Annotated in this window: 20 protein-coding genes; all 20 read left to right on the top strand. The window is 70.7% G+C overall.

Going from position 1 to position 22,905, the window contains the following annotated elements; all coding sequences use genetic code 11:
• Positions 1–25 precede the first annotated feature (25 nt).
• Positions 26–598, top strand: a complete 573-nt coding sequence (locus Pla163_RS14070; protein ID WP_145189698.1) for a hypothetical protein — start codon at positions 26–28, stop codon at positions 596–598.
• Between the two features lie 149 nt (positions 599–747).
• On the top strand, positions 748–1,329 hold the full coding sequence (locus Pla163_RS14065) for a hypothetical protein (RefSeq protein ID WP_145189695.1): 582 nt from the start codon (positions 748–750) through the stop codon (positions 1,327–1,329).
• 23 nt (positions 1,330–1,352) lie between these two features.
• Positions 1,353–1,955 carry a hypothetical protein gene (locus Pla163_RS14060; RefSeq protein ID WP_145189674.1) on the top strand — a complete coding sequence of 201 codons (603 nt, stop codon included), beginning with the start codon at positions 1,353–1,355 and terminating at the stop codon, positions 1,953–1,955.
• Between the two features lie 25 nt (positions 1,956–1,980).
• Positions 1,981–2,775, top strand: coding sequence for a tRNA pseudouridine(38-40) synthase TruA (truA, locus tag Pla163_RS14055; RefSeq protein WP_145189671.1), 795 nt, complete (start codon positions 1,981–1,983; stop codon positions 2,773–2,775).
• Between the two features lie 281 nt (positions 2,776–3,056).
• Positions 3,057–3,374 (top strand): HPF/RaiA family ribosome-associated protein, encoded by a 318-nt coding sequence (locus tag Pla163_RS14050; protein WP_145189668.1) that lies wholly within the window; start codon positions 3,057–3,059, stop codon positions 3,372–3,374.
• A 542-nt stretch (positions 3,375–3,916) separates the two neighbouring features.
• Positions 3,917–4,411, top strand: a complete 495-nt coding sequence (locus Pla163_RS14045) for a PTS sugar transporter subunit IIA (protein WP_419185950.1) — start codon at positions 3,917–3,919, stop codon at positions 4,409–4,411.
• Positions 4,412–4,475: 64 nt separating this feature from the next.
• Positions 4,476–4,763 (top strand): HPr family phosphocarrier protein, encoded by a 288-nt coding sequence (locus Pla163_RS14040; RefSeq protein ID WP_145189662.1) that lies wholly within the window; start codon positions 4,476–4,478, stop codon positions 4,761–4,763.
• A 470-nt stretch (positions 4,764–5,233) separates the two neighbouring features.
• A complete protein-coding gene (gene pilM / locus Pla163_RS14035; RefSeq protein WP_145189659.1) occupies positions 5,234–6,274 on the top strand; it encodes a type IV pilus assembly protein PilM in 1,041 nt (346 codons plus the stop codon).
• Entirely contained in the window at positions 6,271–6,912 is a 642-nt protein-coding gene (locus Pla163_RS14030) for a PilN domain-containing protein (protein ID WP_145189657.1), read from the top strand. The genes pilM and Pla163_RS14030 overlap by 4 nt, the downstream gene beginning before the upstream one ends.
• Positions 6,912–8,330, top strand: coding sequence for a hypothetical protein (locus Pla163_RS14025; RefSeq protein WP_145189654.1), 1,419 nt, complete (start codon positions 6,912–6,914; stop codon positions 8,328–8,330). Before Pla163_RS14030 ends, Pla163_RS14025 begins: the two co-directional genes overlap by 1 nt.
• A 40-nt stretch (positions 8,331–8,370) precedes the next feature.
• Positions 8,371–10,215 carry a type II secretion system protein GspD gene (locus Pla163_RS14020; RefSeq protein WP_145189651.1) on the top strand — a complete coding sequence of 615 codons (1,845 nt, stop codon included), beginning with the start codon at positions 8,371–8,373 and terminating at the stop codon, positions 10,213–10,215.
• Positions 10,216–10,920: 705 nt separating this feature from the next.
• Entirely contained in the window at positions 10,921–13,827 is a 2,907-nt protein-coding gene (locus tag Pla163_RS14015) for an Rne/Rng family ribonuclease (protein WP_145189648.1), read from the top strand.
• A gap of 297 nt (positions 13,828–14,124) precedes the next feature.
• Positions 14,125–14,436, top strand: a complete 312-nt coding sequence (gene rplU / locus Pla163_RS14010) for a 50S ribosomal protein L21 (RefSeq protein WP_145189645.1) — start codon at positions 14,125–14,127, stop codon at positions 14,434–14,436.
• Between the two features lie 86 nt (positions 14,437–14,522).
• Positions 14,523–14,768 carry a 50S ribosomal protein L27 gene (gene rpmA, locus Pla163_RS14005; RefSeq protein WP_145189642.1) on the top strand — a complete coding sequence of 82 codons (246 nt, stop codon included), beginning with the start codon at positions 14,523–14,525 and terminating at the stop codon, positions 14,766–14,768.
• A gap of 178 nt (positions 14,769–14,946) precedes the next feature.
• Entirely contained in the window at positions 14,947–15,957 is a 1,011-nt protein-coding gene (gene obgE, locus Pla163_RS14000; RefSeq protein WP_145189639.1) for a GTPase ObgE, read from the top strand.
• A gap of 160 nt (positions 15,958–16,117) precedes the next feature.
• Positions 16,118–17,665: a type IV pilus twitching motility protein PilT gene (locus Pla163_RS13995; protein WP_145189636.1), complete on the top strand. Its 1,548-nt coding sequence runs from the start codon at positions 16,118–16,120 to the stop codon at positions 17,663–17,665.
• Positions 17,666–17,849: 184 nt separating this feature from the next.
• A complete protein-coding gene (locus tag Pla163_RS13990; RefSeq protein ID WP_145189633.1) occupies positions 17,850–18,914 on the top strand; it encodes a hypothetical protein in 1,065 nt (354 codons plus the stop codon).
• Positions 18,915–19,119: 205 nt separating this feature from the next.
• On the top strand, positions 19,120–19,977 hold the full coding sequence (locus Pla163_RS13985; protein ID WP_145189630.1) for a type III pantothenate kinase: 858 nt from the start codon (positions 19,120–19,122) through the stop codon (positions 19,975–19,977).
• Positions 19,974–21,221 (top strand): GTPase, encoded by a 1,248-nt coding sequence (locus Pla163_RS13980; RefSeq protein WP_145189627.1) that lies wholly within the window; start codon positions 19,974–19,976, stop codon positions 21,219–21,221. Before Pla163_RS13985 ends, Pla163_RS13980 begins: the two co-directional genes overlap by 4 nt.
• 109 nt (positions 21,222–21,330) lie before the next feature.
• Complete coding sequence (locus tag Pla163_RS13975; RefSeq protein ID WP_145189624.1) at positions 21,331–22,686, top strand: hypothetical protein; 1,356 nt, start codon at positions 21,331–21,333, stop codon at positions 22,684–22,686.
• The last annotated feature ends 219 nt before the right edge of the window (positions 22,687–22,905 follow it).

Raw genomic sequence — 22,905 nt, 5'->3', positions numbered from 1 at the left:
TCGAACGCGCCGCACCAACCGTCCAATGAAGAAGCTGATCACCGCGTCGTTCGTCCTCGTCTTCGGCCTGCTCGGCGTCGTCGCCTTCCGCGACCGTCCGCAGTCGGGCGGCGACACGTCCGACGCGACCTCGAACGCCGGCGCCGCGCCGGACGCCTCGAGCGCGACCGTTCCCGCAGGCGTGAGCCCGTTCGCCGGCGGCGCTCTCACGCTCGACCTGCCCGCCGGTGGGGTGGACGCGACCGCGGACGCCCCGGCCTCGCGCGTGGTCAGCGGCTTCCGTTTCGTCAGGTGGCCGGACAGCGCCTCCTGGGTGGCTAGTGCGACCATGCCCGCCATGGTCATGGACCGCCTGCTGGCGAAGAGCGCCGAGGTGGAGCTGTCGCGCGAGACGGTGACGCTCGGCTGCGGGCACGAGGCGGTGCTGCAGGAGCGCGACAACGTGGGCTCCGACGGCATCGGCGACGCCTGGGGTCTCGTGCTGTTCGACGGCGACGCGGCCTACGAGGTCTCCGCCGGGTTCGGTCCGACTCCGGCCGAGCGAGCGGGAGCGCGCGCCGTGGTCCTGAGCACGCGCTTCGTGGCGTCGGGCCACTGAGCGGCGTCGGTACGGCGTCAGGCACACATCTGCGGCCTGCCGCCGAAGTCGCTGCGAATCGCAGCGATGTGGCGCGGCAGGCCGCAGATGTGTGCCTGACGCCGTACCGACGCCGTACCGCCGATCCAACGCAGGCTAGAGTCGGGCGCATGCCGTCCTACACGCTCCGACCCATCGCGGCACTCGTCGCCGTGTTCGTCGTCGCGGTGGCCGTCACCGTGCTGATCAACCGGCCCGAGGCGACCCGTCTCGCACCCGGTCGCCACAGGTTCGCGGACGGTCGCGTGAGCCTCGACCTGCCGACGGGCGGGGTCGACACGACCGAGGTCGTCCGCAGGGACTTCGATCGACCGCTCCTCGACCGACTCTTCGGCCCGGCGCTCAGGTACCCCGGACTCAAGTTCGTGCAGCTCGAGGGGGCGTGCTTCGTGACGTCCTCGACAGGATTCGCCGGCGGGGTCCGCGCCCTGCTCGAGCAGAGTCACGACCGCGGCGACGTCTCGGAAACGGTGGCGATACCAGGTGCGTCCGAGGCCGTTCTCGTGGAGAGCGCCGACGGGGTCCGCGACGGAGCCGAAGGATTCGTGTGGCGTCTCTTCGTCTTCGACGGGCCCGAGGCCCACCAACTCGAGTTCCACGCCCCGTCACTCGACCTGGCCACCGCCCGCGCCGCCGCCCGCGCGTTGCTCCTGTCCGCGCGGCTCGAGAGCCCCGGCGCTTCGACACCTTGATCCCAGGCCGTAGGCTCTGCGCCATGCTGCGCCCGATCCACGCCCTCACGGCGATCGCACTCTGTTCCGTTCTCGTCGCCTGCGACGACACGACGGCGGCCGAAGGACCGCGCGCTGGCGCCGCAACGTCGGGCGCGGCGCCCGCGAGCGCGGCGCTCGTCGGTGGACGTGACTGGTTCGCGCCATCGGGCGAGCGCACCGAGTTCGCGAGCGTCGGCCTCTCGATCGAACGGCCCGCGGGCTTCGTGTCCGAACCGGCCCAGGGCTACGCCGTCCTGTCGGCGCCGGAACACGGCGCGTCGATCGCGCTCGCGCGCCTCTCGCAACCCTACTCCGTCGCTCTGCGCGGCTACGACGCGGCCGGCATGGCGCAGCGGGGGACGGCGATCGACGCCAGTGAGGACGTCGAGATCGCTGGACTGAAGGGCCTCCTGTCCACCGGCACCACGAGCGCCAATGGGCTCGAACTGCGGCGCGTGCTGCTCCTGCTCGGCGACGACACGCGCTCGTGGTTGGTGACGGCCAACGCGCCGGTCGAGCTGTGGGAGAGCTGTGGCGAGGGTTTGATCGCCGCCGTGCGCTCGGTGCGTCCAGTCGTTCCGAACGGTCCGGCGCCGCCGCGCTGAACGGCCCGTTCGGTCGAGCTCCGCCATGCGCAACATCCGCGTCCGCATCGCCTACGACGGGTCGAAGTTCTTCGGCTGGCAGCGTCAGGACGGCTTCGACTCCGTCCAGCAGTCGCTCGAGGAGGCGATCGAGTCGTTGACGGGCGAGACCGTCGTCGTGCACGGCGCGGGCCGCACGGACACCGGCGTGCACTCGATCGGTCAGGTGGCGAACTTCCACCTGGACACGCGGCTCGACGACCACGGTCTCTTGCGCGCGCTCAACGCGCACCTGGTGGACGGTGCGGCGGTGACCGGCCTCGAGACCTGCGACGACGACTTCCACGCGCGCTTCGACGCCCGCGGCAAGCGCTACCTGTACCGCGTCGTGACCGGCACCGTGCGGCCGCCGTTCGGACACGAGTACACGGCTTGGGTGCGCGAGCCGCTCGACCTCGAGCGCGTGCGGGCGGCCGCGCGCATCCTCGAGGGCGAGCACGACTTCGCGGCCTTCGCCAGCGCCGGGTCGCCGCGCGCGACGACGGTGCGGCGCGTGCGTGCGGTGCGCGTGATCGCCCGGCGCGAGCACTTCGCGATCTGTGTCGAGGGGGAAGGCTTCCTCTACAACATGGTGCGCGCGATGGCCGGCACGCTGCTCGACGTGGGGCGCGGCCGGTTCACGCCCGACGACGTGGCCCGCATCCTGGCCGGCGCGGATCGGAAGGCGGCCGGACCCACGGCACCAGCGGCCGGTCTGTGGCTCCTGCGGGTGCTCTATCCCGAGTCGGTGCTCGTCGGTCGCTCGCGCGGACCGCGCGGCGCACCGGGGTTCTTCCCTTAGGTCGCGTGCCGCCACGCTTGGCCCACCGGGCCGCGCGACCGCTCGAGCGGTGCCGGCACCGGAGGAGCCTTCGGTCTCAAACCCCGGGGGGAGCGAGAGCTGTGCCCGCGGGGTCAGGAGACCTACGGATCGGGTGCACGCCCGCTCGAAGGACGCGGGTCGACCGCGCCCCCCACGGATCCGTCGGGGCGTCGTAGAGTCGAACGGAAGGCTTCGAGCACCGTCGCCGACGTGCGCTGCGAAGCCCCGAACTGCAACTCAACGAGGTGTCTTCACGATCCATGGATCTCGAGATCAACACGCTGCACGAGTCCTACCCGCCCCAGGCCGCCGAACAGGTTCGGGAACGCCTAGAGGTGCTGACGCGCTTGGACGGCATCGCGAGCCGCGTGCGCGCGGTGATCGAGCGCGAAGGCGAGCACCGACATCACGTCGAGCTCGTCGCCTCCAGTTGGGGACGTGCCGTGCATCGGATCGAAGCCGAGTCCAAGTCGCTGATGGGGGCCGTGAACGAGGCGGTCCAACGCATGGAGCGGACGCTGCGCCGCCGCGAGGAGCGCCATCGCGACCAGCAGCGGCGCCAGGGCGGAACCGCCTGAGCGCGCACCCCGCGGGCCCCGAGCGGGCCTGAACGTCCCGTGGACGCCCCGAGGCGCTCCATGACTGACGGGAGCCCAGCCCGCCCTCGAGGCGGGTTGGGCTCCCGCTCTTCCACGGGAGCCCAGCCCGCCCTCGAGGCGGGTTGGGCTCCTGCTCTTCCACGGGAGCCCAGCCCGCCCTCGAGGCGGGTTGGGCTCCTGCTCTTCAACGGGAGCCCAGCCCGCCCTCGAGGCGGGTTGGGCTCCTGCTCTTCAACGGGAGCCCAGCCCGCCCTCGAGGCGGGTTGGGCTCCTGCTCTTCAACGGGATCCCAGCCCGCCCTGGAGGCTGGCGGGGGTTCTGCTATCCTCGGCTGTTCGACGCTGCACCGGACGAGGTCCCCGCAGCCCGCCCGGTACCGCTGGATGCGGCAGCACTCACCACGCCGCCGCGCCCCTGGTGCCGCCCAACCCGAAGCTGCTGGACGTGGCGCCCGACGCCCGGGCGACCTCCCCGAAGCGACCGCGACCCGTGCGTCCCGCTCCCGCTGGACGACCCGCCCCATGACGACCGAGACGTCCCAGTACTGGAAGCTCTTCAAGCCCTCCGCCTGTTCCGTCGGCCTCAAGGGGGTGGATCCGAGCGAGGTCTTCGGCGAAGTCGTCAAGAACATGGTCAAGGCCAAGGTCGTGCCCGCGGGGCTCGCCGAGGACGCCATCAAGGTGCTGGTGGATCGCGAGCAACTGGCCTCGACCGGCGTCGGGATGGGGGTCGCGATCCCGCACGTCGTCCTGCCGGGCCTCGACTCCGTGGCGGTCTCGATCTCGGTCACCAAGAACGAGCTCGACTGGCAGGCGATCGACGGCGAGCCGGTGCGGTTGTTCTTCACGGTGTTGCGACCCGACTCCGACGCGCCCGACCACGACGCCGACCGGCACCTCGAGATGATGCGTTGGGTGGCTCGCATGGCGCGCAACGACGACTTCCGGCGCTTCGCATTGGGGACGAGCACGCGCACCGAACTCGTCGACCTGTTGAAGGAGATGTCGAACGTCTGACGTTCGAAGGACCCTCTCCGGGCGGGCGCACGACGCTCCCGACCGCACCGCACGAGTACCACACGTGACTTCCGAAGGCTCAACCAGCGCCACCGTCGTGGTGATCAACCCCAGCGGGCTGCACGCGCGTCCGTGCCACGCTCTGGTGTCGCTCGCGTTGAAGCACGGCGCCGACCTGTCGATCAGCTACGGAGGACGCACGGTGAACGGCAAGAGCATCCTCGAGCTGATGACCTTGAACGCGGCGCAGGGAGCTGAATTGACGCTCCAGGCGGACGGCGAAGGCGGCGCTGCACTGCTGGCCGAGATGGCCGAGTTGTTCGCCGACGGTTTCGGCGAGCTGCAGCACTGAGACGGCGTTCGGCGAGCGCGGATCGACCCGCGCCGCGCCCGTGCACGACCCACGCGCGTCACCCGTAGCGCGTGATGTGTCGGGCGACGCGTGCGAACGCGCGCGCTCGATCGGCGACGCGAGCCGGTGCGCCGCGTCCGACCACGGCGTACGACGTCGGCTCTCGTTCGGCGGCATCCAGGACGCGGTGTGTCCACGGTCCGCGACCGGAACGAAGCCCAGCGAGCGCGCGGGAACCGTGCCCGACGTCCGATCCGACGCGTTGGTCGTCCCGAGTCCGTCGAGCGGGGCCCGGGGGCGGAAAGTCCTTCCGGTCGCGCCGTCCGCGTTCCCAGGGATGCATCGCGACGCAGCGCTCGGGCCGAAGCCCCGCCTTGCCCTCATGCCGGGTGTGGCGGTCGCCCGAAAGGACCCCCTGACCGTGTCCAGCGGGGGCATTCACCTCCGCGGTACCCCAGGGGAATCTCTACGTGTTCCGCAAATCAAAGAGCGTCGTCGGCCTCGATATCGGTAGCCAGTACCTGAAGGCCATCGAGATCACCATCGAGCCCGCCGGCCCAGTCGTCAGTGGCTACGCCCGCCTCGCACTGAAGGACGCCTCCAGCAGGGAGGCGGCCATCGGTGAGTTGCTCGCTTCGGGTGGCATTCGCGCCAAGCAGGTCGCGACCTCCGTCGCCGGCCAGTCCGTCGTCGTCCGGTACATCTCCATGGTGCCGATGAACGACGCCGAGCTGCGTCAGGCCATTCGCTTCGAGAGCGACAAGTACCTGCCCTTCGCCGCCGAGGACGTCGTGCTCGACTGTCAGCGACTCAGCCACGCCCCCGCGGGCGAGGCGGACGCCGACAAGATGAGCGTCGTCCTCGTCGCCTGTCAGAAGGGCGTCGTCCACGGTCGCCTCGAGCAGGTCACCAGCCACGGCTTGGTGCCGATGTCCGTCGACATCGACGCCTTCGCCCTGGCCAACGCCTGGGAGCAGTCGCGCCTCGCCTCGGGCGGGGACGTCGCTTCCGCCGAGGACGTGGCCACCGCGCTCGTCGACGTCGGCGCGTCGCGGACCCAGATCAACGTGCTGCGTGCAGGCGAGACCTGCTTCAGCCGCGAGATCGGCATCGGCGGGATCGACATGACCAAGGCCATCTCGCGTCGCCTCGGCGTCGACGAGAACGAGGCCGAGGCCCTGAAGTGCGATCCCGGTGAACGCGAGATCGAGGTCAGCCGGACGATCGGTCCGGTCCTCGAGGACCTCGTCGCCGAACTCAACCTCTCGCTCGACTTCGTGGAGAACCGCGAAGGTGTCCGGGTCGACGAGGTGAAGCTCTCCGGCGGTGGGGTGCTCGCACCCGGTGCCGCCGAATACATCGAAACCGCCACCGGACGCACCGCAACGCTCTGGAACCCGCTCGAAGGGATGGTGGTGGACTCCGACCGTGTCGACGTCGAGGCCATGGAAGGACAGGCGTCGTCCCTGGCGGTCGCAATGGGCCTCGCGGTCCGGGTGCTGGCAGCATGATCCTCATCAACCTCCTCCCCGAGGAATACGTCAAGGCGCGGCGTACTCCCCTGCAAGCCATGGCCGTCATCGGCGGCATGGTCGCCGTCAACACGGCTCTCCTCGCCTGGCTCGCGACCATGACCTTCGGGACCAAGGCGCGCATCGAGAGTGATCTCGAGCTCCTCGAGTCCGACATGGCGTCCTTGACGCCGCAGGTCGAGTACAACGACGAGCTCGACAAGGAGAACAAGCAGTTCAAGTCGCGTGAAGCGACGTTGGACGCGATCACCAAGGGTCGCGTGAACTGGACCGAGAAGGTCGACCAGCTCGTCGACATCGTCAACTTCGGTGGCGACGGCGAGAAGTATCTCATCTGGCTGAACGACCTCACCGTCGTCCAGAGCGTCCCGAAGGCGTCGAAGTCCGGCCCCCAGAGCGGCGGCACGTTCCGCGCGACCGGCTACTCGGGCTCGCCGAACTTCGGTCTCGTCGCGAACTTCTTCGAGGACCTCACCGAGGACGAGTTCATCGACGGCTTCTACGCCCCGTCCCCGCCCCAGGGTCGTCGCGAGGACAAGGACGAAGGCTTGATCCCGTCCGAGATCTTCTCGTTCACGCTCGACCTCCAGCTCCAGCCCCGTGAGGAGACCAAGTGATGGATGCCAAGCAGAAGATGCTCGCCATCGGAGGCGGTGGCCTGCTCCTGGCCGCGCTCCAAGGCTTCTTGGTCTGGTCCCAGCAGGGAACGATCGAGGAGATGCGCGGCGAAGTCGTCGCGTTCGAGTCCAAGATCGAACAGGCGCGCACCAAGATCGCGAAGACGCCGGACCTCGAGCGCGAGGTGATCCTGCGTCGTGAGACCGACGAAGTTGCCAAGCGCATCCTTCCGAACAACGACGACATCCTCAACTTCGTGCGCACGCTGCGCGAGTTCGAGGAGCAGTCGGGCGCCACGATCTCGCAGATCAAGGACAAGACGACCAGCACGTCGAACTCCAAGAAGAAGGACAAGTCCGACTTCGAGCGCGTCGCCTACGCGGTGAACTTCGAGGCCGATTCGTTCCAGATGCTGGCGTTCCTCGACTTCGTCGAGAGTCACCAGCGCTTCATGCGCGTGCCCTCGTTCAAGCTGAAGGCCGCCAAGCGCGATCACTACGCCGAGGATCCGACCCTGGCCCGCCACGAGGTGGAGCTCGAGGTCGAGACCTATCGCTACCAGCCCCGCTCAGGCTCGAAGCGCGCCGAGATCGACGGCTACGAGCGCAAGCGCGACCTTCTGGCCACCGAGATCTCCGCTCGTCAGCGGGAGATGACCATCGAGGCCTACGACTACAAGGGCGCGCGCAACCGCCGCGATCCCTGGGTCGACCCCCGCATGCCCGCCAACAGCGCGCCCGGCGACCTCGTCCTCTCCATCGAGGATCAGATTCGCCTGGTCGAGGACCTGGTCGCTCGCACCAAGGAAGCGTCCGACCTGCTCGATCGCTGGAAGGGTGCCAACAACCTGATCGCCGACATCGAGGCCCGCAGCGTGCTCGAGAAGAGTCTCGCCGCCCTCGAGGAAGAAGCCCGTCGCGTCGACGCGGAAGGACAGCTCCTGTTCCTTCCGGCCCAGCAGCGCTTCCACGTGGAAGTGCTCGACGAGATCGGTCGGATCCGCGAGTCGCTCGCCGAGAGCGACGACCTCCAAGTGCCCATCGCCGTGCTCGAACAAGGCGTCGAGACGATGCGGAACCACCTGGCGAACGGCGAGTACGAACTCGCCCTCGAAGCCTTCGCCGGCGTCGAGGGTCGCTTGCCCGGGGCCGAACGCGATCCGTCGCGCCGTCCCTACGTCGACCAACTCGAGCAGTACCGGCACATGGCCCGGACCGTGCTCGAGTTCGCCGACCTCGCACTCGACGTCCGTGGCGTCGTCGATCTCGGTGGTGACCGCAAGGTCGCGCTGATCAATGGCAAGACCTATGCGCCCGGAGAGCTCGTCGCTCCCGAGTTGATGCTCGTGAGCATCGAGAGCGATCAGCTCAGCTTCGTCTTCAAGGAAGTCAAGTTGACTCGTCCCCTGAGTCAATAGCCAGTTTCGGAACAAGGTCCCCCGAGGCACCCATCTCCCAATGAATCCGATTCGTACCATCGTAGCGACGCTCGTCGCGCTACTCACCACCGTCGGTGCGGCACACGCACAGACGCCCGATCCCGATGCACGGGTGTCGATTCGCGTCGACGGCCGTCAGCTCCAGGAAGTCGTCGAGTTCCTGCGCGACCGCTCGGGATCCAACATCGTCGTCCTGCAGGGCGGTGACACGCCGATCTCGCTCAAGCTCACGGACGTGCCGTGGCGCGAGGTGCTCGAACTGGCGGCCGAGTCCGCTGGTTGCGTGGTCGAGGAGCGCACCGCCGGTGTCCTCGCTCTCACGCGACCCGAGCGCGTCACCTTCGCCTTCTCGAACGCCGAGCTGACCGAGGTGATCGACACGATCGGCCGCGTCAGCGGGGCCAACATCGTCACCGCGCCCGAGGTCAGCGGGGTTCTCTCCCTGCGCCTGACCGAGGTTCCGTGGCGCGATGCGCTCGAGGTCGCGACCAAGACGCTCGGCTTCGTCGTCGTCGAGGACCGTCGGGGCATCCTGCGCGTGGTCGATCCGGCTTCGCTCCAGGACCAGATGGTGGTGAAGAGCTACCAGCTGCGCTACATGCGTCCGCGCGCGACCTTCGCTCCGGTCATCAAGTCCGACTTCGTCAGCGGCGAGCACCTCGCGGCCTCCGGCGTCATCGAGGAGGACTTCCCGGTCATCGAGGCGCTGCGCCAGGCACTGTCGCCCAACGGCCAACTGCACTACGTGGAAGACCGCAACGTCCTCATCGTGCGCGACACCGATCAGGTGCACGCGTACATCAACGACGTGGTCGAGCGCCTCGACATCGAGCCGCCGCAGATCTTCATCGACGTCAAGTTCGTCTCCACGACGAACACCGACCTGTGGGACCTGGGCGTCGACTTCGGCGACTTCGGCCCGCGCGTGTCGGTCAGCGGCGGCCAGGTGCCGATCAGCTTCCCGTTCGAGATGGGAGCCGGCGGCTTCGAGGACGGACTCCTCGCCAGCGACACGGGCACCGGTCCGTTCGCCGAGGACCTCGTCTCCTTCGCCGGTGGCGTCACGTCGCCCGACACGATCTTCGGTGCGCTGAACTTCACGACGCTCGCCGCCACCTTGCGTGCCATCGAGCGCGACGTGAAGAGCGAGGTCGTCCAGGCGCCCAAGCTCGTCGCGCTGGACGGACGTCCGTCGACGATCTTCGTCGGTGAGACGATCCGCTACGCCGAGGCCCGCACCGAACAGGGTCAGGCCGGTGGTCTGAACCTGTCCGTGCAGGAGGCGAACGGCTCGCCGGTCGAGATCGGCTTCCAGCTGATGGTCCGCTGCAACGTGATCCCGGGCACCAACGACATGACCCTCGAGGTCATTCCGAAGGAGACGAACCTCTCCGGTACCGGCAACTCGAGCCTCGCGCCCGACGGTTTCGACGTGTTCACCGTGGGTGCCTCCGGCGCCGAGGGCTCGATCGCCCTGCCGCGCGTGCGCTCCTCGACGATCGTCACCTCGATGATGCTCGAGAGCGGACAGACGGCGGTGATCGGTGGCCTGTCCACGGACGTGGCCCGCGAGACGCGCTCGCAGATCCCGTTCCTCGGCTCGATCCCGATCCTCGGTCGTCTCTTCCGTCACGACGAGAAGTCCAAGGAGCGTCGCAGCCTGATGGTCTTCGTCACGCCGACGATCGTCCGCAGCAGCTCGGACGCCGACGACCTGCTCCGCCGCGAGCTCGCGCGTCGCCAGGACATGTACTCGGGTGAGCTCGAGCGCCTGCTCTTCGGCGAAGACTTCGAGAGCGAGGACGGTCAGCTCGAGGCTCCGGTCCAGGGCGAGGTGGACGTCTCCACGTTCGACCAGGACTAGGACCCACGAGGGACCTCGCGACCGGGCCCGTCCCTCCCTCCAGAGCGGGGGAGGGGCGGGCCCGGTCCGCGTCCCGGCTGTCCGTTCCCGTCCCGGGCCCGCTGCCCCTCGGGGCCCGAGGAGGCCGCTGGGCCCGGCCCTCGGGGGCCACAGGGGCCAGTGCCGCCCCGAATCGGGTCTTCGCAGCAAGTGGGGGATCCGATCGGACCTCCGCAGGGGCTATCCTCCGGGCGCCGGGAGCCTCTCGCTCCGGGCCTGTCGCGCGCGTGCGCCCACCCGTGGACCCACGCGCCGATTCGTTCCGACCCTCCACCTGGCCGGCCGCGGACGAGCACCGAGCGCAGGCGCCCAGCGCGCTACGCCCTCGGGACCGCCCAGGGCGCCGACCAGGCCCACGATTCACAATCCAGTTCGGCTTCATCGGTCCGTCGTCGACGACGGCGGACTCCTCGACGACCACGCCCCGGGCGTGACCGTCCCGCCCGCTCCCTCCTGAGCGCCCGCGCGCAGTCGCGTGGTCGTGCCCACGGCACGGTCCGCGCCCGCCAGCGCGGAGCGAATCCTCGAGCGAGCCCACCTCCCGGGCGACGCGCCTGTGCGCTTCGGCCTCCCGACCCCTTCGGTCCGCACCAGGTGTGCGCGCTCCACGGGTCGCCGGAGGCCCGGAGCGCCCAGCGCCGGCGCCGGGACTGCTCCATACCAGCCATGACCGATCACCCTCACTCCGACTCCCGGAGTGGGAGCGGTGACGACCGTCCCGAGTCCTTCGACGGATTCTCCGACGGCGCACCCTTCGACCACGTGGACGCGTTCGACGCGCCCGTTCTCGAGCCGGCCCCCGACTCCGATCCGGGGGGCAGCTCCGCCGCCACCGACGACTACTCGTCCGAGACCGGTACGAAGCGCCGCCGCACCCGCGGAGGTCGTGGACGCCGTCGACGGCGCACCGCGGCCGAGGACGCCCTCGAACGCGAGGACGCCGAGGACCGGAACGGACCGGTCGCCGAGGACCGAGACGACCGCGAACGCGCGGCGTCGGACGACGAAGATCGCGACGACGAAGATCGCGACGACGACGACCGCGGCGACGAGTCCGCGAGCGACGGACGGGCCGCTCGATCCCGCCCTCGTCGCACCCGTCGGGACCGCACCCGTCGATCCCGCTCGGACGACGGCGAGGAAGGGGACGACGCACCCCGCGAGGAGGTGCGTGCCTCGGCGCGTCGCGACGACGACGATCGCGACAACGACGATCGCGACGACGACGATCGCGAGCCGCAGGTCGCTTCGCGCGAGGACGCCGAGGACGACGGCGAGGAAACGCCGAAGAAGCGCCGTCGTCGGGGGAGCCGCGGCGGACGCCGTCGGCGCAAGACCCGCAACGAGGACGACGAACAGGACGGGGACGAGCGCGCGTCCGGCGACGCGCGTCCGGCCACCAGGACCACCTCCAAGGCCGCATCGCGGACCGCGGACGACGACTCGGACGCTCCCGCTCGATCCGGCCGTCGGGGCCGCCGCTCCGCCGCGTCCAGCTCCGATCGGCCGCGCCGTTCGGAAGCCGACGAGCGCGATCGGGACTCCGATACCGGTGCGCTGTCGGTGGACGCGATCCCCGGCGAGGACGACGACATGGACGCCTCCGAGGCGCCCCGTCGCCGCGGCCGGCGCTCGCGCCGCGGCTCGCGCAGCGAGTCGACCGAGCCCCGCGACGACCGCGACAGCGACCAGGATCGCGACGACCAGGAGGACTCGGGGCACCGCTCCGTGGCGCCTCGCAAGCGTCGCCGTTCTCGCAAGAAGCAGGTCGAGGTTCCCGAGGAGGCCGCCGGTCGCCGCAAGTCGTCGCGCAAGCGCCGCGCGTCCGAACACGACGACGACGATGACGACGACGGGTCGACGAGCGCCAGCCGCGCTCGCGAAGCGGCGATCGTCCGCGACCAGCTGATCCTCGTCAACGCGGTCGACCCCGAGGAGACGCGCGTCGTCGTGCAGGAAGGCGACCGGATCGTCGACCTCGTCATGACCGTCGACCAGCACAAGTCGTTCGTCAACGACATCTACCGCGGCCGCGTCGTCAACATCGAAGAGGCCATCGGTGCAGCGTTCGTCGACTTCGGACAGGGCCGCAACGGCTTCCTGCACGCGTCCGACGTGATGCACATCTACGGCGACGAGAACTGGCGCGTGGACAAGCTCCTGACCGCGCGGACCGACGTCGACGAGTGGGGCGACGACTCGCGTGCACCTACCGAGTCGATCGCCGAGGAGGACGAGGACGCTCCGTCGGCCAAGGCCTCCAAGAAGAAGGGCCGCTCCAACAAGAAGCAGGGCCGTTCGATCCGTCCGCGGGGACGCAAGCGCCTGGCGGTCACCGAACTGCTCAAGCGCGGCCAACTCGTCGTGGCGCAGATCACGAAGGACGCGATCGGCGACAAAGGCCCGACCCTGACCACCTACATCTCGATCCCTGGCCGGTACCTGGTGCTGATGCCGTCGCTCGAGAAGACCGGCGTCAGCCGCAAGATCGAGGACGAACGCGAACGCCGCCGTCTCAAGCGCATCCTGCAGTCGCTCGACATCCCCGAGGGCATGGGGGTCATCGTGCGTACCGCCGGCGTCGGCAAGACCAAGGCCGACATCCGTCGCGACCTCGACTACCTGCTCGCGGTCTGGGACCAGTTCAGCAAGAGCCTGGTCCTCGGGCGCAACCCCGCGCCGCTCTACCAGGAGTCGGCCGTGGCCATTCGCACGATGCGCGACCTGTTCTCGTCGCGCACGAAGGCCGTCATCGTCGACGACGAAGCGGTCTACCAGGAGATGCGTGAGTTCACCGAGAAGCTCATGCCCGAGCACCTGGATCGCATCCAGCTGCACGACGGCGATCGGCCGCTGTTCCACACCTACGGCCTCGAGCAGGACTTCGAGCGCCTGTTCTCGCGCCGCGTCGAGCTGCCCTCGGGCGGGTCGATCGTGTTCGACCAGACCGAAGCGCTGGTGGCGATCGACGTCAACTCGGGCCGCACCCGCGACGAGGGCGCGGACTTCGAGGACATCGCGCTGAAGGCGAACCTCGAGGCCGTGCCGGAGATCGCGCGCCAGATCAAGCTGCGCGACCTGGGCGGCATCATCGTGTGCGACTTCATCGACATGATGCGTCCGGCCAGTCGGCGCAAGGTCGAGCGCGCGCTGCAGACGCTCCTGGCCGAGGACCGCGCGCGGAACAAGCTGGGCCGCATCTCCCAGTTCGGTCTGCTCGAGCTCACGCGCCAGCGCCTCGGCCCGGGCCTGTCGACGCTCCTGTACGAGCCGTGCAACTACTGCCGCGGCACCGGCCGTCGCCGCACCGCCCAGTCCAAGGCCCAGGCCGTCCTGCGGCGCTTGGCCTCGGCCCTGACCCAGAAGGGCTTCACCAAGGTCGAGATCCTGATCCACCCGGACACGCTCGACTGGCTGCGCAAGCACGACTGGAAGGAGGTCGAGGAGCTCGAGAAGAAGAGCAAGCGCGAGCTGGTCTTCGTCTCGGCCGAGGATCAGTACGAGGACTCGGTCTTCCACTACCTGCGGGCGGACGGACGCGAGGTCCGGCCCGGCGGCCGTCGCCGTCGCTAGGGGACCCGCGGGGACCTTCGACGGCCCGGGCGCGCCCCGTCCACACCTCCATCGGGGGGTGGGGGCGGGGCGCGCGCCGTTCCGGGGCCGGGAGGGCGCCCCCCCGACCCCCGGAGCCCCCTCGCCGCCGGCCGGCGCGGACGGACCGCGGTCGCGCCCGCTCGAAGGACCCCAGCTCGGGCTTGGCAGCGGGCGGGCGGGTCGCTACCTTCTTCGGCCCTCAGGATCGCCGAGCCCGGCGATGCGGATCGCCGCGACTGGCGAACCGAACTCCCGAACACCGATACGAAGACAGCCGTGTACGCCATCATTTCCGACCGCGGTCGCCAGACCACCGTTCGTGTCGGCGACGTCGTCGACCTCGATCTTTCCGACGCCGAGCCGGGCAGTGAGATCACGCTCGATCGCGTGCTGCTCCTCGGTGGTGAAGGTGGAGTGCGCCTCGGCGCTCCGACCGTGGCGGGCGCCAGCGTCACCGCGAAGGTGATCGGTCTCCACAAGGGCGAGAAGGTCATCGCCTTCCGCTTCCGTCGCCGCAAGAACGTGCGCGTCAAGCGCGGCCACCGTCAGCGCTACACGCGCGTCGAAGTCACCGGAATCAACGGCTGAGCCGAGCGCTCGCGCCCGATCGGCGGGAACTCTTCGGCGCAGCTCGGTGCTGAGCCCCGAGAGATCCGCCCCAGCGAACCAATCACATGGCACACAAGAAGGGACAAGGCTCCACCCGCAACGGTCGCGACTCGAACCCGCAGTTCCGCGGCGTCAAGCGCTACGGTGGACAGCACGTCACGGCCGGCACCATCCTCATCCGTCAGTGCGGGACGAAGTTCCACGCCGGCGCGAACGTCGGCCAGGGCAAGGACTACACCCTGTTCGCGTTGACCGAGGGCACGGTGCGTTTCGGCACCAACCGCCGCATCAACGTCGACCCGGTCATCTGACCGGCTGGCAGCGCGCTGGTGCGCAGGTGCTCGACCGAGCATCCGCGGCCGAGCCGCTCCGCTCGCCGACTGCGAGGCCGACCGGGGCCGACGCCAGCACGATGGAGCCAGCCTCGAGCTGGCTCCTTGCCGTTCGGCCCGACCCGCGACCACCCGTACGCCTCACCACCACGCCACCATGTTCGTCGACGAGTGCCAGATCCATGTGGCCGCGGGACGCGGCGGTGACGGCTGTCTGTCGTTCCGGCGCGAGAAGTACGTGCCGCGCGGCGGCCCCGACGGCGGGGACGGCGGGCGTGGCGCGAGCGTGGTGCTCGAGGCCAGCGGTCACGTCAACTCGCTGCTCAAGGTGGCGCGTCGTCCGCACTACCGCGCGGACAACGGCCGACCGGGTGGTTCGTCGAACAAGTCCGGACGCGGAGCCGACGACCTCGTCGTCGAAGTGCCCGCCGGCACGCAGATCTACGACGCCGAACGCGGTCAGTTGCTAGGCGACCTCGTGAACCCCGGCGATCGACTCGAGGTGGCGCGCGGCGGACGCGGCGGGCGCGGCAACGCCTCCTTCGCCACGTCGGTCAAGCAGGCGCCGCGCGAGACCGAACCGGGCGACGCGGGCGAGCGCCGCGACCTGCGACTCGAACTCAAGCTGTTCGCCCAGGTCGGACTCGTCGGCCTGCCGAACGCCGGCAAGAGCACGTTCCTCTCGTCGGTCAGTCGCGCCACGCCGAAGGTCGCCGACTATCCCTTCACGACCTTGCACCCCCAGGTCGGGATCGCCGAGGTCGGCACCTACGACACGCTCGTGCTGGCCGACCTGCCGGGGCTGATCGAGGGGGCCGCCGAGGGCCACGGCCTCGGACACCGCTTCCTCAAGCACGTGGAGCGCTGCCGCGTGCTCCTGTTCCTCGCGGACGTCTCGGACGGCGCCGACACCGCTGCGCTCGAGGCGGTCGCGACCCTGCGCCGCGAACTCGAGCGCTACAGCGACGAGCTGGCGGCGCGTCCGTGGTTGGTGGCCGCCACCAAGGTCGAGGACGAGACCTCGGCCCAGCGCGCGTCCGAGTTGGCCGAAGCGCTCGGACAGCCCGTGCGCGCCATCTCGAGCCACACGGGAGCCGGCGTGAACGAGCTCCTGGCCGAGCTGCACCGCTTGGTCCGCACCGAAGAAGGGGCCGAGCCAGTCTTCTAGTAGCCGGCTTCTCGGGGCCCGGCGTTCGGCGCTCGCCGTGGCGCCGAAGGACGGCCTCGAGGCCACTGGCGGGGCGTCCCGCGGGCCTCGCACGGCCTGCGAGCCCCAGGTCCGAAGGTCTGCTCAAGACCGGAGCTGCGGAAGGTCGATCGGCCTCGCCATGCAGGCCGACCACAGCCACGGAGGCGACTTCGCGCGCCGCCCGATCCGGTTCGACGCTCCGTCGGCCGCCGAACCCGTCCCCGAGTCCTCCGCCAGCGGCGGTGCGCAACGGTTGGCGGACGACCCGTCGAGCGCGGACCAGTTCCCTCGCCCGGCCCTGGGGAGCGAGCCCGAACCGGCCCTCCCCGGTGCTCCGCAGCCCGGATCGCCCTACGGCGACGACGACACGGATCGGCGCGCGTCGGCCACGGAACTGATGGGCGAGGCGCGGGACGACGCGGTTCTCGACGGCGAACGGACCGACGCGGCGACCACGGACGCCCCGGACTCGAACGCCTCCGGGGCTGCCGACAACGAACTGCTCGTGGCCGATCCGTACGCCATGCACATCGGCACGCCGCCGGTGGAAGTGGCGGACGAGACGCCGCGTCTGTCGCCGCGCCACCAGCTCGAGCAGTGGCTCGACATCATGGTGCGCCGCGAGGCCAGCGACCTGATCCTGCGCTCCGGCGGACGCCCCGCCTGTCGCGTCGACGGTCGCATCGTGCAATTGGACGGCACCGTTCCGCACGCCGGTCCGATGCGCGAGGTGCTCGAAGGCATCCTCGGACCCAAGCGCTACGAGGAGTACCTCGAGAACGGCGCCGCGGACGCCGCGCTCCAACTGGACGGCGTCGGCCGCTTCCGGATCAACGCCTACCGCCAACTCGGCGAGCCCGCGATCGTCCTGCGCCGCATCAGCGACGAGCCGCCGCGCCTCACCGATCTGTGTCTGCCGACGACGCAGCTGAAGGAGCTCGCGATGCGCAAGCGCGGCATCATGCTCGTCACCGGCGTGGCGGGCTCCGGCAAGTCGACGACGCTGTCGGGGATGATCCAGTACCTCAACGAGAACGCCGAGCGTCACGTGATCACGCTCGAGGATCCCGTCGAGATGCTGTTCAAGGAGAAGCGCTGCGTCATCAGTCAGCGCGAGGTCGGCACCGACGTGCCGAACTTCCATCAAGGGCTGCGCCACGCGCTGCGCCAGAGTCCGGACGTGATCCTGATCGGCGAGATGCGCGACGCCGAGACGGTGCGCGCCGCGATCGACGCGACCGAGACGGGCCACTTCGTGATGAGCACGCTGCACACGGTGAACGCGGCCCAGACGATCGAGCGCATCGTCGGCTTCTTCCCGCCGCAGCAGCACGCCCAGGTGCGCGCGCGTCTCGGGGACACGATCTCGGCCGTGCTGTCCCAGCGCCTCATCCCCAGCGCCACCGGCGAGGGGATGGTGCCGGCGATCGAACTGATGCAGGCCACGCCGTACGTGCGCGAGCTGATCGCCGAAGGTCGCATCGCCGATCTCGCGAACGCCGTGGAGCAGGGCAGCGAGGACGGCATGCTGTCGTTCAACGGCTCGCTCCTGCGCCTGATCGAGGCCGGGATGGTGGAGATCGGCGCGGCCATGGCGGCCTCCGACAAGCCGGACGAGCTGATGCTGGCCCTGCGCGGCTTCCAGAGCCGTGGCCGCGGCAGCGGGACCCAGCTCAAGATGGGCTGAGGGACGTTCGGTCCCGCCCGCACGGGGCGAGCGGTGTCCGAGGGACGGCCCCAGCCCCTGGGAAGATGGTCCGCGAGCCGGCGTCGGTGCTGCGTCGGCCTTCGCGCCGCCGGGCCGGAGCGGTTAGTCTCGGCCCGCCCTCGCGGCTCTCGCGCCGCTCTCGCGCTCCCGAACGCTCCCCGTCATGAATCTCGGCCTCGTCAAACTCGTCCTGTGGATCGGTGCCCTCGGCCTCCTGGGCGGCCTTGCCTTCACGCTCTACGAGTACAAGACGACCAAGGGCGAGCGGAAGGACAAGTGGATCACCGAGGCGATCCAGCGCGACAGCCTCAAGCAGGAAGCCCTCCCGATCTCCGAGCTGCCGGAGCTGCCCTACGACCCGGTCAAGGGCATGTTCTACGCGCTGAACTGGACGGGCGTCATCCCGCCGCCGCCGCCGCCGCCGGACAAGCCCGACAAGCCGAACACCGTCAAGCCGCTGCCCGAACCCGTCGACCGCCTGGTCGAGGTTCTGTTCATCCAGCAGGACACCTCGGCCTCCGAACGCAGCCTCGCGATGGTGAAGTACGTGGGCAAGCTCGCGACGCACCAGGCCAAGGAGAAGATCGATGGGCACATCCTGCAGGTGGGCGACACCTTGCCGGGCAAGTTCGACTACTGGGAGCTGATCGCGATCGACGCGGCCGAGGGTCTGACGTTCCACTGCACCACGCCCGACGCGTTCGACCGCGCGCCCGAGGACGCGGTCATCGCACCGCCCGAGCCGATCTCGGGTGACATCCCCGTGCTCGGCGCCGACGGTGTCGTCGTCGAAGTGGACCGCACCGGCATCCCGGACGCGACCGAGGAACAGCGCCGCAGCTTCACCGACTCCTGGTCGGTCGAGACCTACGAGGTGCGTCCGGGCCACACGCTCGTCGGCACGCGCGACGCCGCGACCATCGAGACCGACTACCTGGACATCCTCTCGAAGGAGGTTCGGCACCGCTCGTGGCGCAACCCGAAGACCAACCAGTACGAGGGCATCGAGATCCTCGGGATCGCGCCCGGTTCGATCGCCGGCACCTTCGGTGTTCGCACGGGCGACGTGATCAAGAGCATCAACGGCCACGACGTGTCGTCGGTCAACGAAGCGATCACCTTCGCCAAGAACAACTCCGAGTACTACTCGGTCTGGGAAGTGGTCGTCGAGAACGCCGGTCAGGAGCGCACCGTCACCGTCGAGACGCCGCCCGACGCGGGCGAGTGAGCGGGCGCCCGCGCGCGTGGCCGGGTCCCGTGGATCCGGTCGCCGCGACCACTTCTGAGCGACGAGTCCTGGACCGTCGCTCGCACCCACTCGGGCGCACGTCGAACGACGTCTCGCGCCGCATCCGGAACGCCCGGGTGCACTTCGGCGGTCCGAGCGTGAACACGGTGGGTGAGCGGCCAGGCGTCACCCGGACCGCGGGCACGTGAACGCTCGATCGACGGACGACGAGAACCAGATGGACGCGCGCCTCCTCACGCTCGATGCCGGCAACGGCGCGCTGAAGGCGGCGCTGTGGCCCGAGGCGGCCGTCGCGGCCTTTGGTGCGGCGCCGACCGCGTCCGCGCCCGAACCCGCGCGCAGCCTACGTCTCGAGTGGGGCGCGGCCGACTTCGACGCGCGACTGTCCGAGCTGCTCGCGGAGGCGACCTGCGCGCTCGTCTCCAACGTCGGCGGTCCCGCGCGCGCCGATCGACTCGCCGCGCTGCTCGCGGCCGCGTCGGTTCGCGATGTGACCGCACCCCACGGGCTCGACCTGTCCGCGTGCCGCGCGGTGCACACGATCGGTGCCGATCGACTGTGGGCCGCCCGCGGCGCCTTCGAACGGACCGGTTCACCGTGCCTGGTCGTCGACGCCGGGACCGCCGTCACCGTCGACGCCGTCGTCGTCGCCTCGGGTCCGCGTTCTGGAGTCGCCGCCTTCGCGGGCGGGGCGATCGCCCTCGGGCCGGACCTCGCCGCGCGCGCGCTCGGTGCCGGCGGCGCGGGCCTGTTCGAGGTCGACGTGCGCCGCGACCCCTCGAGCGTGCCCGCCCTCGGCCGCGAGAGTGCGGAGGCCCTGCGCGCCGGCGTGGTGCACGGCGTGCGCGGCGCCGTCCGTGAACTGGTCGAACTGGTCCACACCCAAGCGCAGCTCGACGTCCAGGCGCCGCGCCTCGTCACGGGCGGAGCGGCCGTGCTCCTGCTCGCCGAGCCCTGCGCCGTCGGACCGGCGGCGCGTCACGAACCCTGGCTCGTGCACCTCGGGCTCCTGGCCGCGCACGCGCGCGCCGGTGTTCGATGAAGGCGCGGACCTCGGACCTCTCGGTGCGCGAACTGACCGCTGCAGCACCCGGCGGTGTGGCCGTCCTCGAAGTCTCCGGGGCGAACGCGCGCGCGGCGGTCGAGCGCCTGCTCGTGCGCGAACTTCCCGCGCCGGGTCGCGTGCGACTCGCGCGCCTCGTCGAAGCGGACGAGCTGCTCGACGAAGGGCTCGTGGTCGTGCGCCGAAGCGGCGCGATCGAACTCCACCTGCACGGCAGTCCGGCCGTCGTCGCGCGCGTTCGGCGCGCGCTGTTCGCGACCGAGGTCGCGGCGCGTGTGCACACAGGCTCCGCGCCGGCGGCTTCGGCCCGTCCGTCGGGCGTGCCCATCACGTGGGCCGACGCGGCGCGCGACCTCCTTCCGCGCGCGCTCTCCCGAGCCGGCGCGCGACTCCTGCTGGACCAGTCCGAAGGGGCGCTCGATCGCGCGCTCGACGCGTTGGTGACGGGCGCCGCGCCGGCCGATCGCGCGCGCCGACTCGTCGCCGCGGGCCAGCGCGCTCGGCCCTTCCTCGCTCCGCCCGTCGTCGTGCTCGCGGGTCCCGTCAACGCCGGCAAGTCGACGCTCTTCAACCTGCTGGTCGGACGCGAGCGCGCCCTCGCCAGCGACCGGCCTGGCACGACGCGCGACGCGGTGCGGGACGTGGCACGCGACGGCGACCTCGTCGTCGAGTTGGTGGACACCGCGGGCCGGCGCGCCGGTGTCGTTCCGGAAGGGGAGGGGGGCGCGGGCGGCGGGTCCGCGGGCGCCGCGGCGCTCGAGCCGGACACCGCGCCGCTGCTCGAGGTGGCCGGGCAACGCCTCGGGCGCGCCCTCGCTCGCGGCGCCGACCTCGTGCTGTGGTGCCGGCCGGCGGACGAAGACCCGCATGCCGCGCAGGGCGACGACGACCCGGACGACGACCTGGACGGCGGCCCGACGCTCGCGGCCGAGCTGATCACGCGCTCGGACCTCGCGCCGGTGTCGCTCGCGCCCGGCACCGCCCGCCTCAGCGCCGCGACCGATCCCGACGCCGCTCGCGCCACCGTCTGGTGCGCGATCCGGTCGGCTCTGGGGGTCGACTCGGATCCCTGGCGACCCGGGGAACCGGTCCCGTTCGACGCGGAACTGCTCGCTGCGCTCGAACGCGCGCTCGCGGACGGGGACGCCGGTGTCCGCGCCGCCGCGGCCGCCGGGGCGTTCGCACCGCCCGGCGCGCGGAGCCAGGATCGCGCCGGCGGCTGACGGCGTGAGCGGATCGGGCGTGCGCGGCGTCCGGCCTGCGCGACGCGCGCCGCACCTTTGGCGCCCGCTCTCTTCCAGGCCGTCCTGCGGTGTGCGAACCTCCGCGTTCATGAGCAAGGTCGCGTCCGACTCCCGTCAGCATCCCGCCTCGATCCGCAACCTGGTCTCGATCGACGACTTCGGGAACGACGAGATCATCGGGCTGTTCGAGGCGGCCAAGGCCTTCTCCGTCGACCTGCGTGCGCACGCGCACCTGTGCCCGGGGTCCATCTCGGCGAGCCTGTTCTACGAGGCCTCGACGCGCACGCGCCTGTCGTTCGAGTCGGCGATGCTGCGACTCGGCGGTGGCGTGCTGACCGCGGCCGAGATGAAGAGCATGAGCGCCCAGAAGGGCGAGTCCCTGGCGGACACCGTGCGCGTCGTCTCGGGCTATGCGGACATGATCGTGCTGCGCCACCCGAGCGAGGGCGCGGCGCGACTCGCGGCGCGCTACGCGACCGTCCCCGTGGTCAACGCGGGCGACGGGAGCCACGAGCATCCCACGCAGACCTTGTGCGACCTGTACACCCTGTGGATCGAGCGCGGGCGACTCGAAGGTCTCGACGTCGTGCTCGCCGGGGACCTGCGCTACAGCCGCACGATCCACTCGTTCATCTTCGCACTCGCTCGCTTCCGCGCGAACATCGTGTGCGTGCCGCACCCGGGGCTCGAACTGCCCGATTACGTGCTGCGTCGCCTGCACGAGGAGTACGGCACCGAACCGATTCGCGCCGACGCGCGCCAACTCGGCGACCTCGCGGGTGAGTCGGACGCGATGTACCTGACGCCGAACAAGCCGCACCAGCTGTCGCTGTTCACCGAACTCTCCGCGCTCGAGGTGGGGCGGGTGGACGCGCTCTACATGACGCGCCCGCAGACCGAACGCCACCACGGCGAGAGTGCGGAGCGCTACATGCGCGTCGGTGCGGAGACGATGGCACTCGAACCGTTGCGCGACGCGCTGGTGATGCATCCACTCCCGCGGCGCGACGAGATCGACGCTTCGGTCGACGGCGATCCGCGCGGCGTGTACTTCAAGCAGGCGGCGCGCGGTGTTCCGATCCGCATGGCGATCGGTGCGTACCTCCTCGGTGCGATCGACCTGCCGGGCGCGCGCCCCGTCCCGACCGCGAGCAGCGTGTTCCACGACCAACCGGCGGGGCCGAGCCCCTGTCCGAACACGACGTGCATCACGCACACCGAAGCGCGCCACGTGCAGCCGGCGTTCCGCCTGCGCGGGCGCCATCCCCTGCGCGCCGCCTGCGCCTACTGCGCCCAGGAACTCGCCTCTCCTTGGGTGGGGAGTCGCACCGAGCGCCAGTTCGACGCGCGCTCCAGCGACTGGGCCGAGTCGCTCGACGTGGAGGACCTGGTCTTCCTCGGCGACGAGCGCGAGGCGCACGAGCGCGGCTTCACCCGGCGCTGAGCGGATCGGGGGCCGGGACCGGCGGGGGCGGGCTCCTCGGGGCCAGTCCGGGGCCCGTCCGGGGTGGCCCAACCCCGAATCTTCACTCCGGGCACTCCCTCGCGGGGAGCGCACGCCCCCTCGACCAGCGGTGGGCGGATTCGCACAGGGGCCTCGTGGACCGGCAGCGTGGGGCCCAGGGTCCCGGCGCGGATCGGCGCCGAGGATCGGCCTCCGAGC

The sequence above is a fragment of the Rohdeia mirabilis genome (genome assembly GCA_007750655.1).
GTDB lineage: Bacteria > Planctomycetota > UBA1135 > UBA1135.
The sequence above is the reverse complement of the archived record's forward strand: the minus strand, read 5'-3'. Positions and strand labels throughout refer to the sequence as shown.

Bases quoted from the DNA above. Each gene is read 5' to 3' on its own strand.
- Pla163_RS13995 (WP_145189636.1), top strand. From the start codon at position 16,118: ATGCAGGCCGACCACAGCCACGGAGGCGACTTCGCGCGCCGCCCGATC.
- Pla163_RS13980 (WP_145189627.1), top strand. From the start codon at position 19,974: ATGAAGGCGCGGACCTCGGACCTCTCGGTGCGCGAACTGACCGCTGCA.
- Pla163_RS14050 (WP_145189668.1), top strand. From the start codon at position 3,057: ATGGATCTCGAGATCAACACGCTGCACGAGTCCTACCCGCCCCAGGCC.
- rpmA (WP_145189642.1), top strand. From the start codon at position 14,523: ATGGCACACAAGAAGGGACAAGGCTCCACCCGCAACGGTCGCGACTCG.
- Pla163_RS14015 (WP_145189648.1), top strand. From the start codon at position 10,921: ATGACCGATCACCCTCACTCCGACTCCCGGAGTGGGAGCGGTGACGAC.
- Pla163_RS13975 (WP_145189624.1), top strand. From the start codon at position 21,331: ATGAGCAAGGTCGCGTCCGACTCCCGTCAGCATCCCGCCTCGATCCGC.
- Pla163_RS14045 (WP_419185950.1), top strand. From the start codon at position 3,917: ATGACGACCGAGACGTCCCAGTACTGGAAGCTCTTCAAGCCCTCCGCC.
- obgE (WP_145189639.1), top strand. From the start codon at position 14,947: ATGTTCGTCGACGAGTGCCAGATCCATGTGGCCGCGGGACGCGGCGGT.
- truA (WP_145189671.1), top strand. From the start codon at position 1,981: ATGCGCAACATCCGCGTCCGCATCGCCTACGACGGGTCGAAGTTCTTC.
- Pla163_RS14020 (WP_145189651.1), top strand. From the start codon at position 8,371: ATGAATCCGATTCGTACCATCGTAGCGACGCTCGTCGCGCTACTCACC.
- Pla163_RS13990 (WP_145189633.1), top strand. From the start codon at position 17,850: ATGAATCTCGGCCTCGTCAAACTCGTCCTGTGGATCGGTGCCCTCGGC.
- Pla163_RS14060 (WP_145189674.1), top strand. From the start codon at position 1,353: ATGCTGCGCCCGATCCACGCCCTCACGGCGATCGCACTCTGTTCCGTT.
- Pla163_RS14030 (WP_145189657.1), top strand. From the start codon at position 6,271: ATGATCCTCATCAACCTCCTCCCCGAGGAATACGTCAAGGCGCGGCGT.
- Pla163_RS14065 (WP_145189695.1), top strand. From the start codon at position 748: ATGCCGTCCTACACGCTCCGACCCATCGCGGCACTCGTCGCCGTGTTC.
- Pla163_RS14070 (WP_145189698.1), top strand. From the start codon at position 26: ATGAAGAAGCTGATCACCGCGTCGTTCGTCCTCGTCTTCGGCCTGCTC.
- Pla163_RS14025 (WP_145189654.1), top strand. From the start codon at position 6,912: ATGGATGCCAAGCAGAAGATGCTCGCCATCGGAGGCGGTGGCCTGCTC.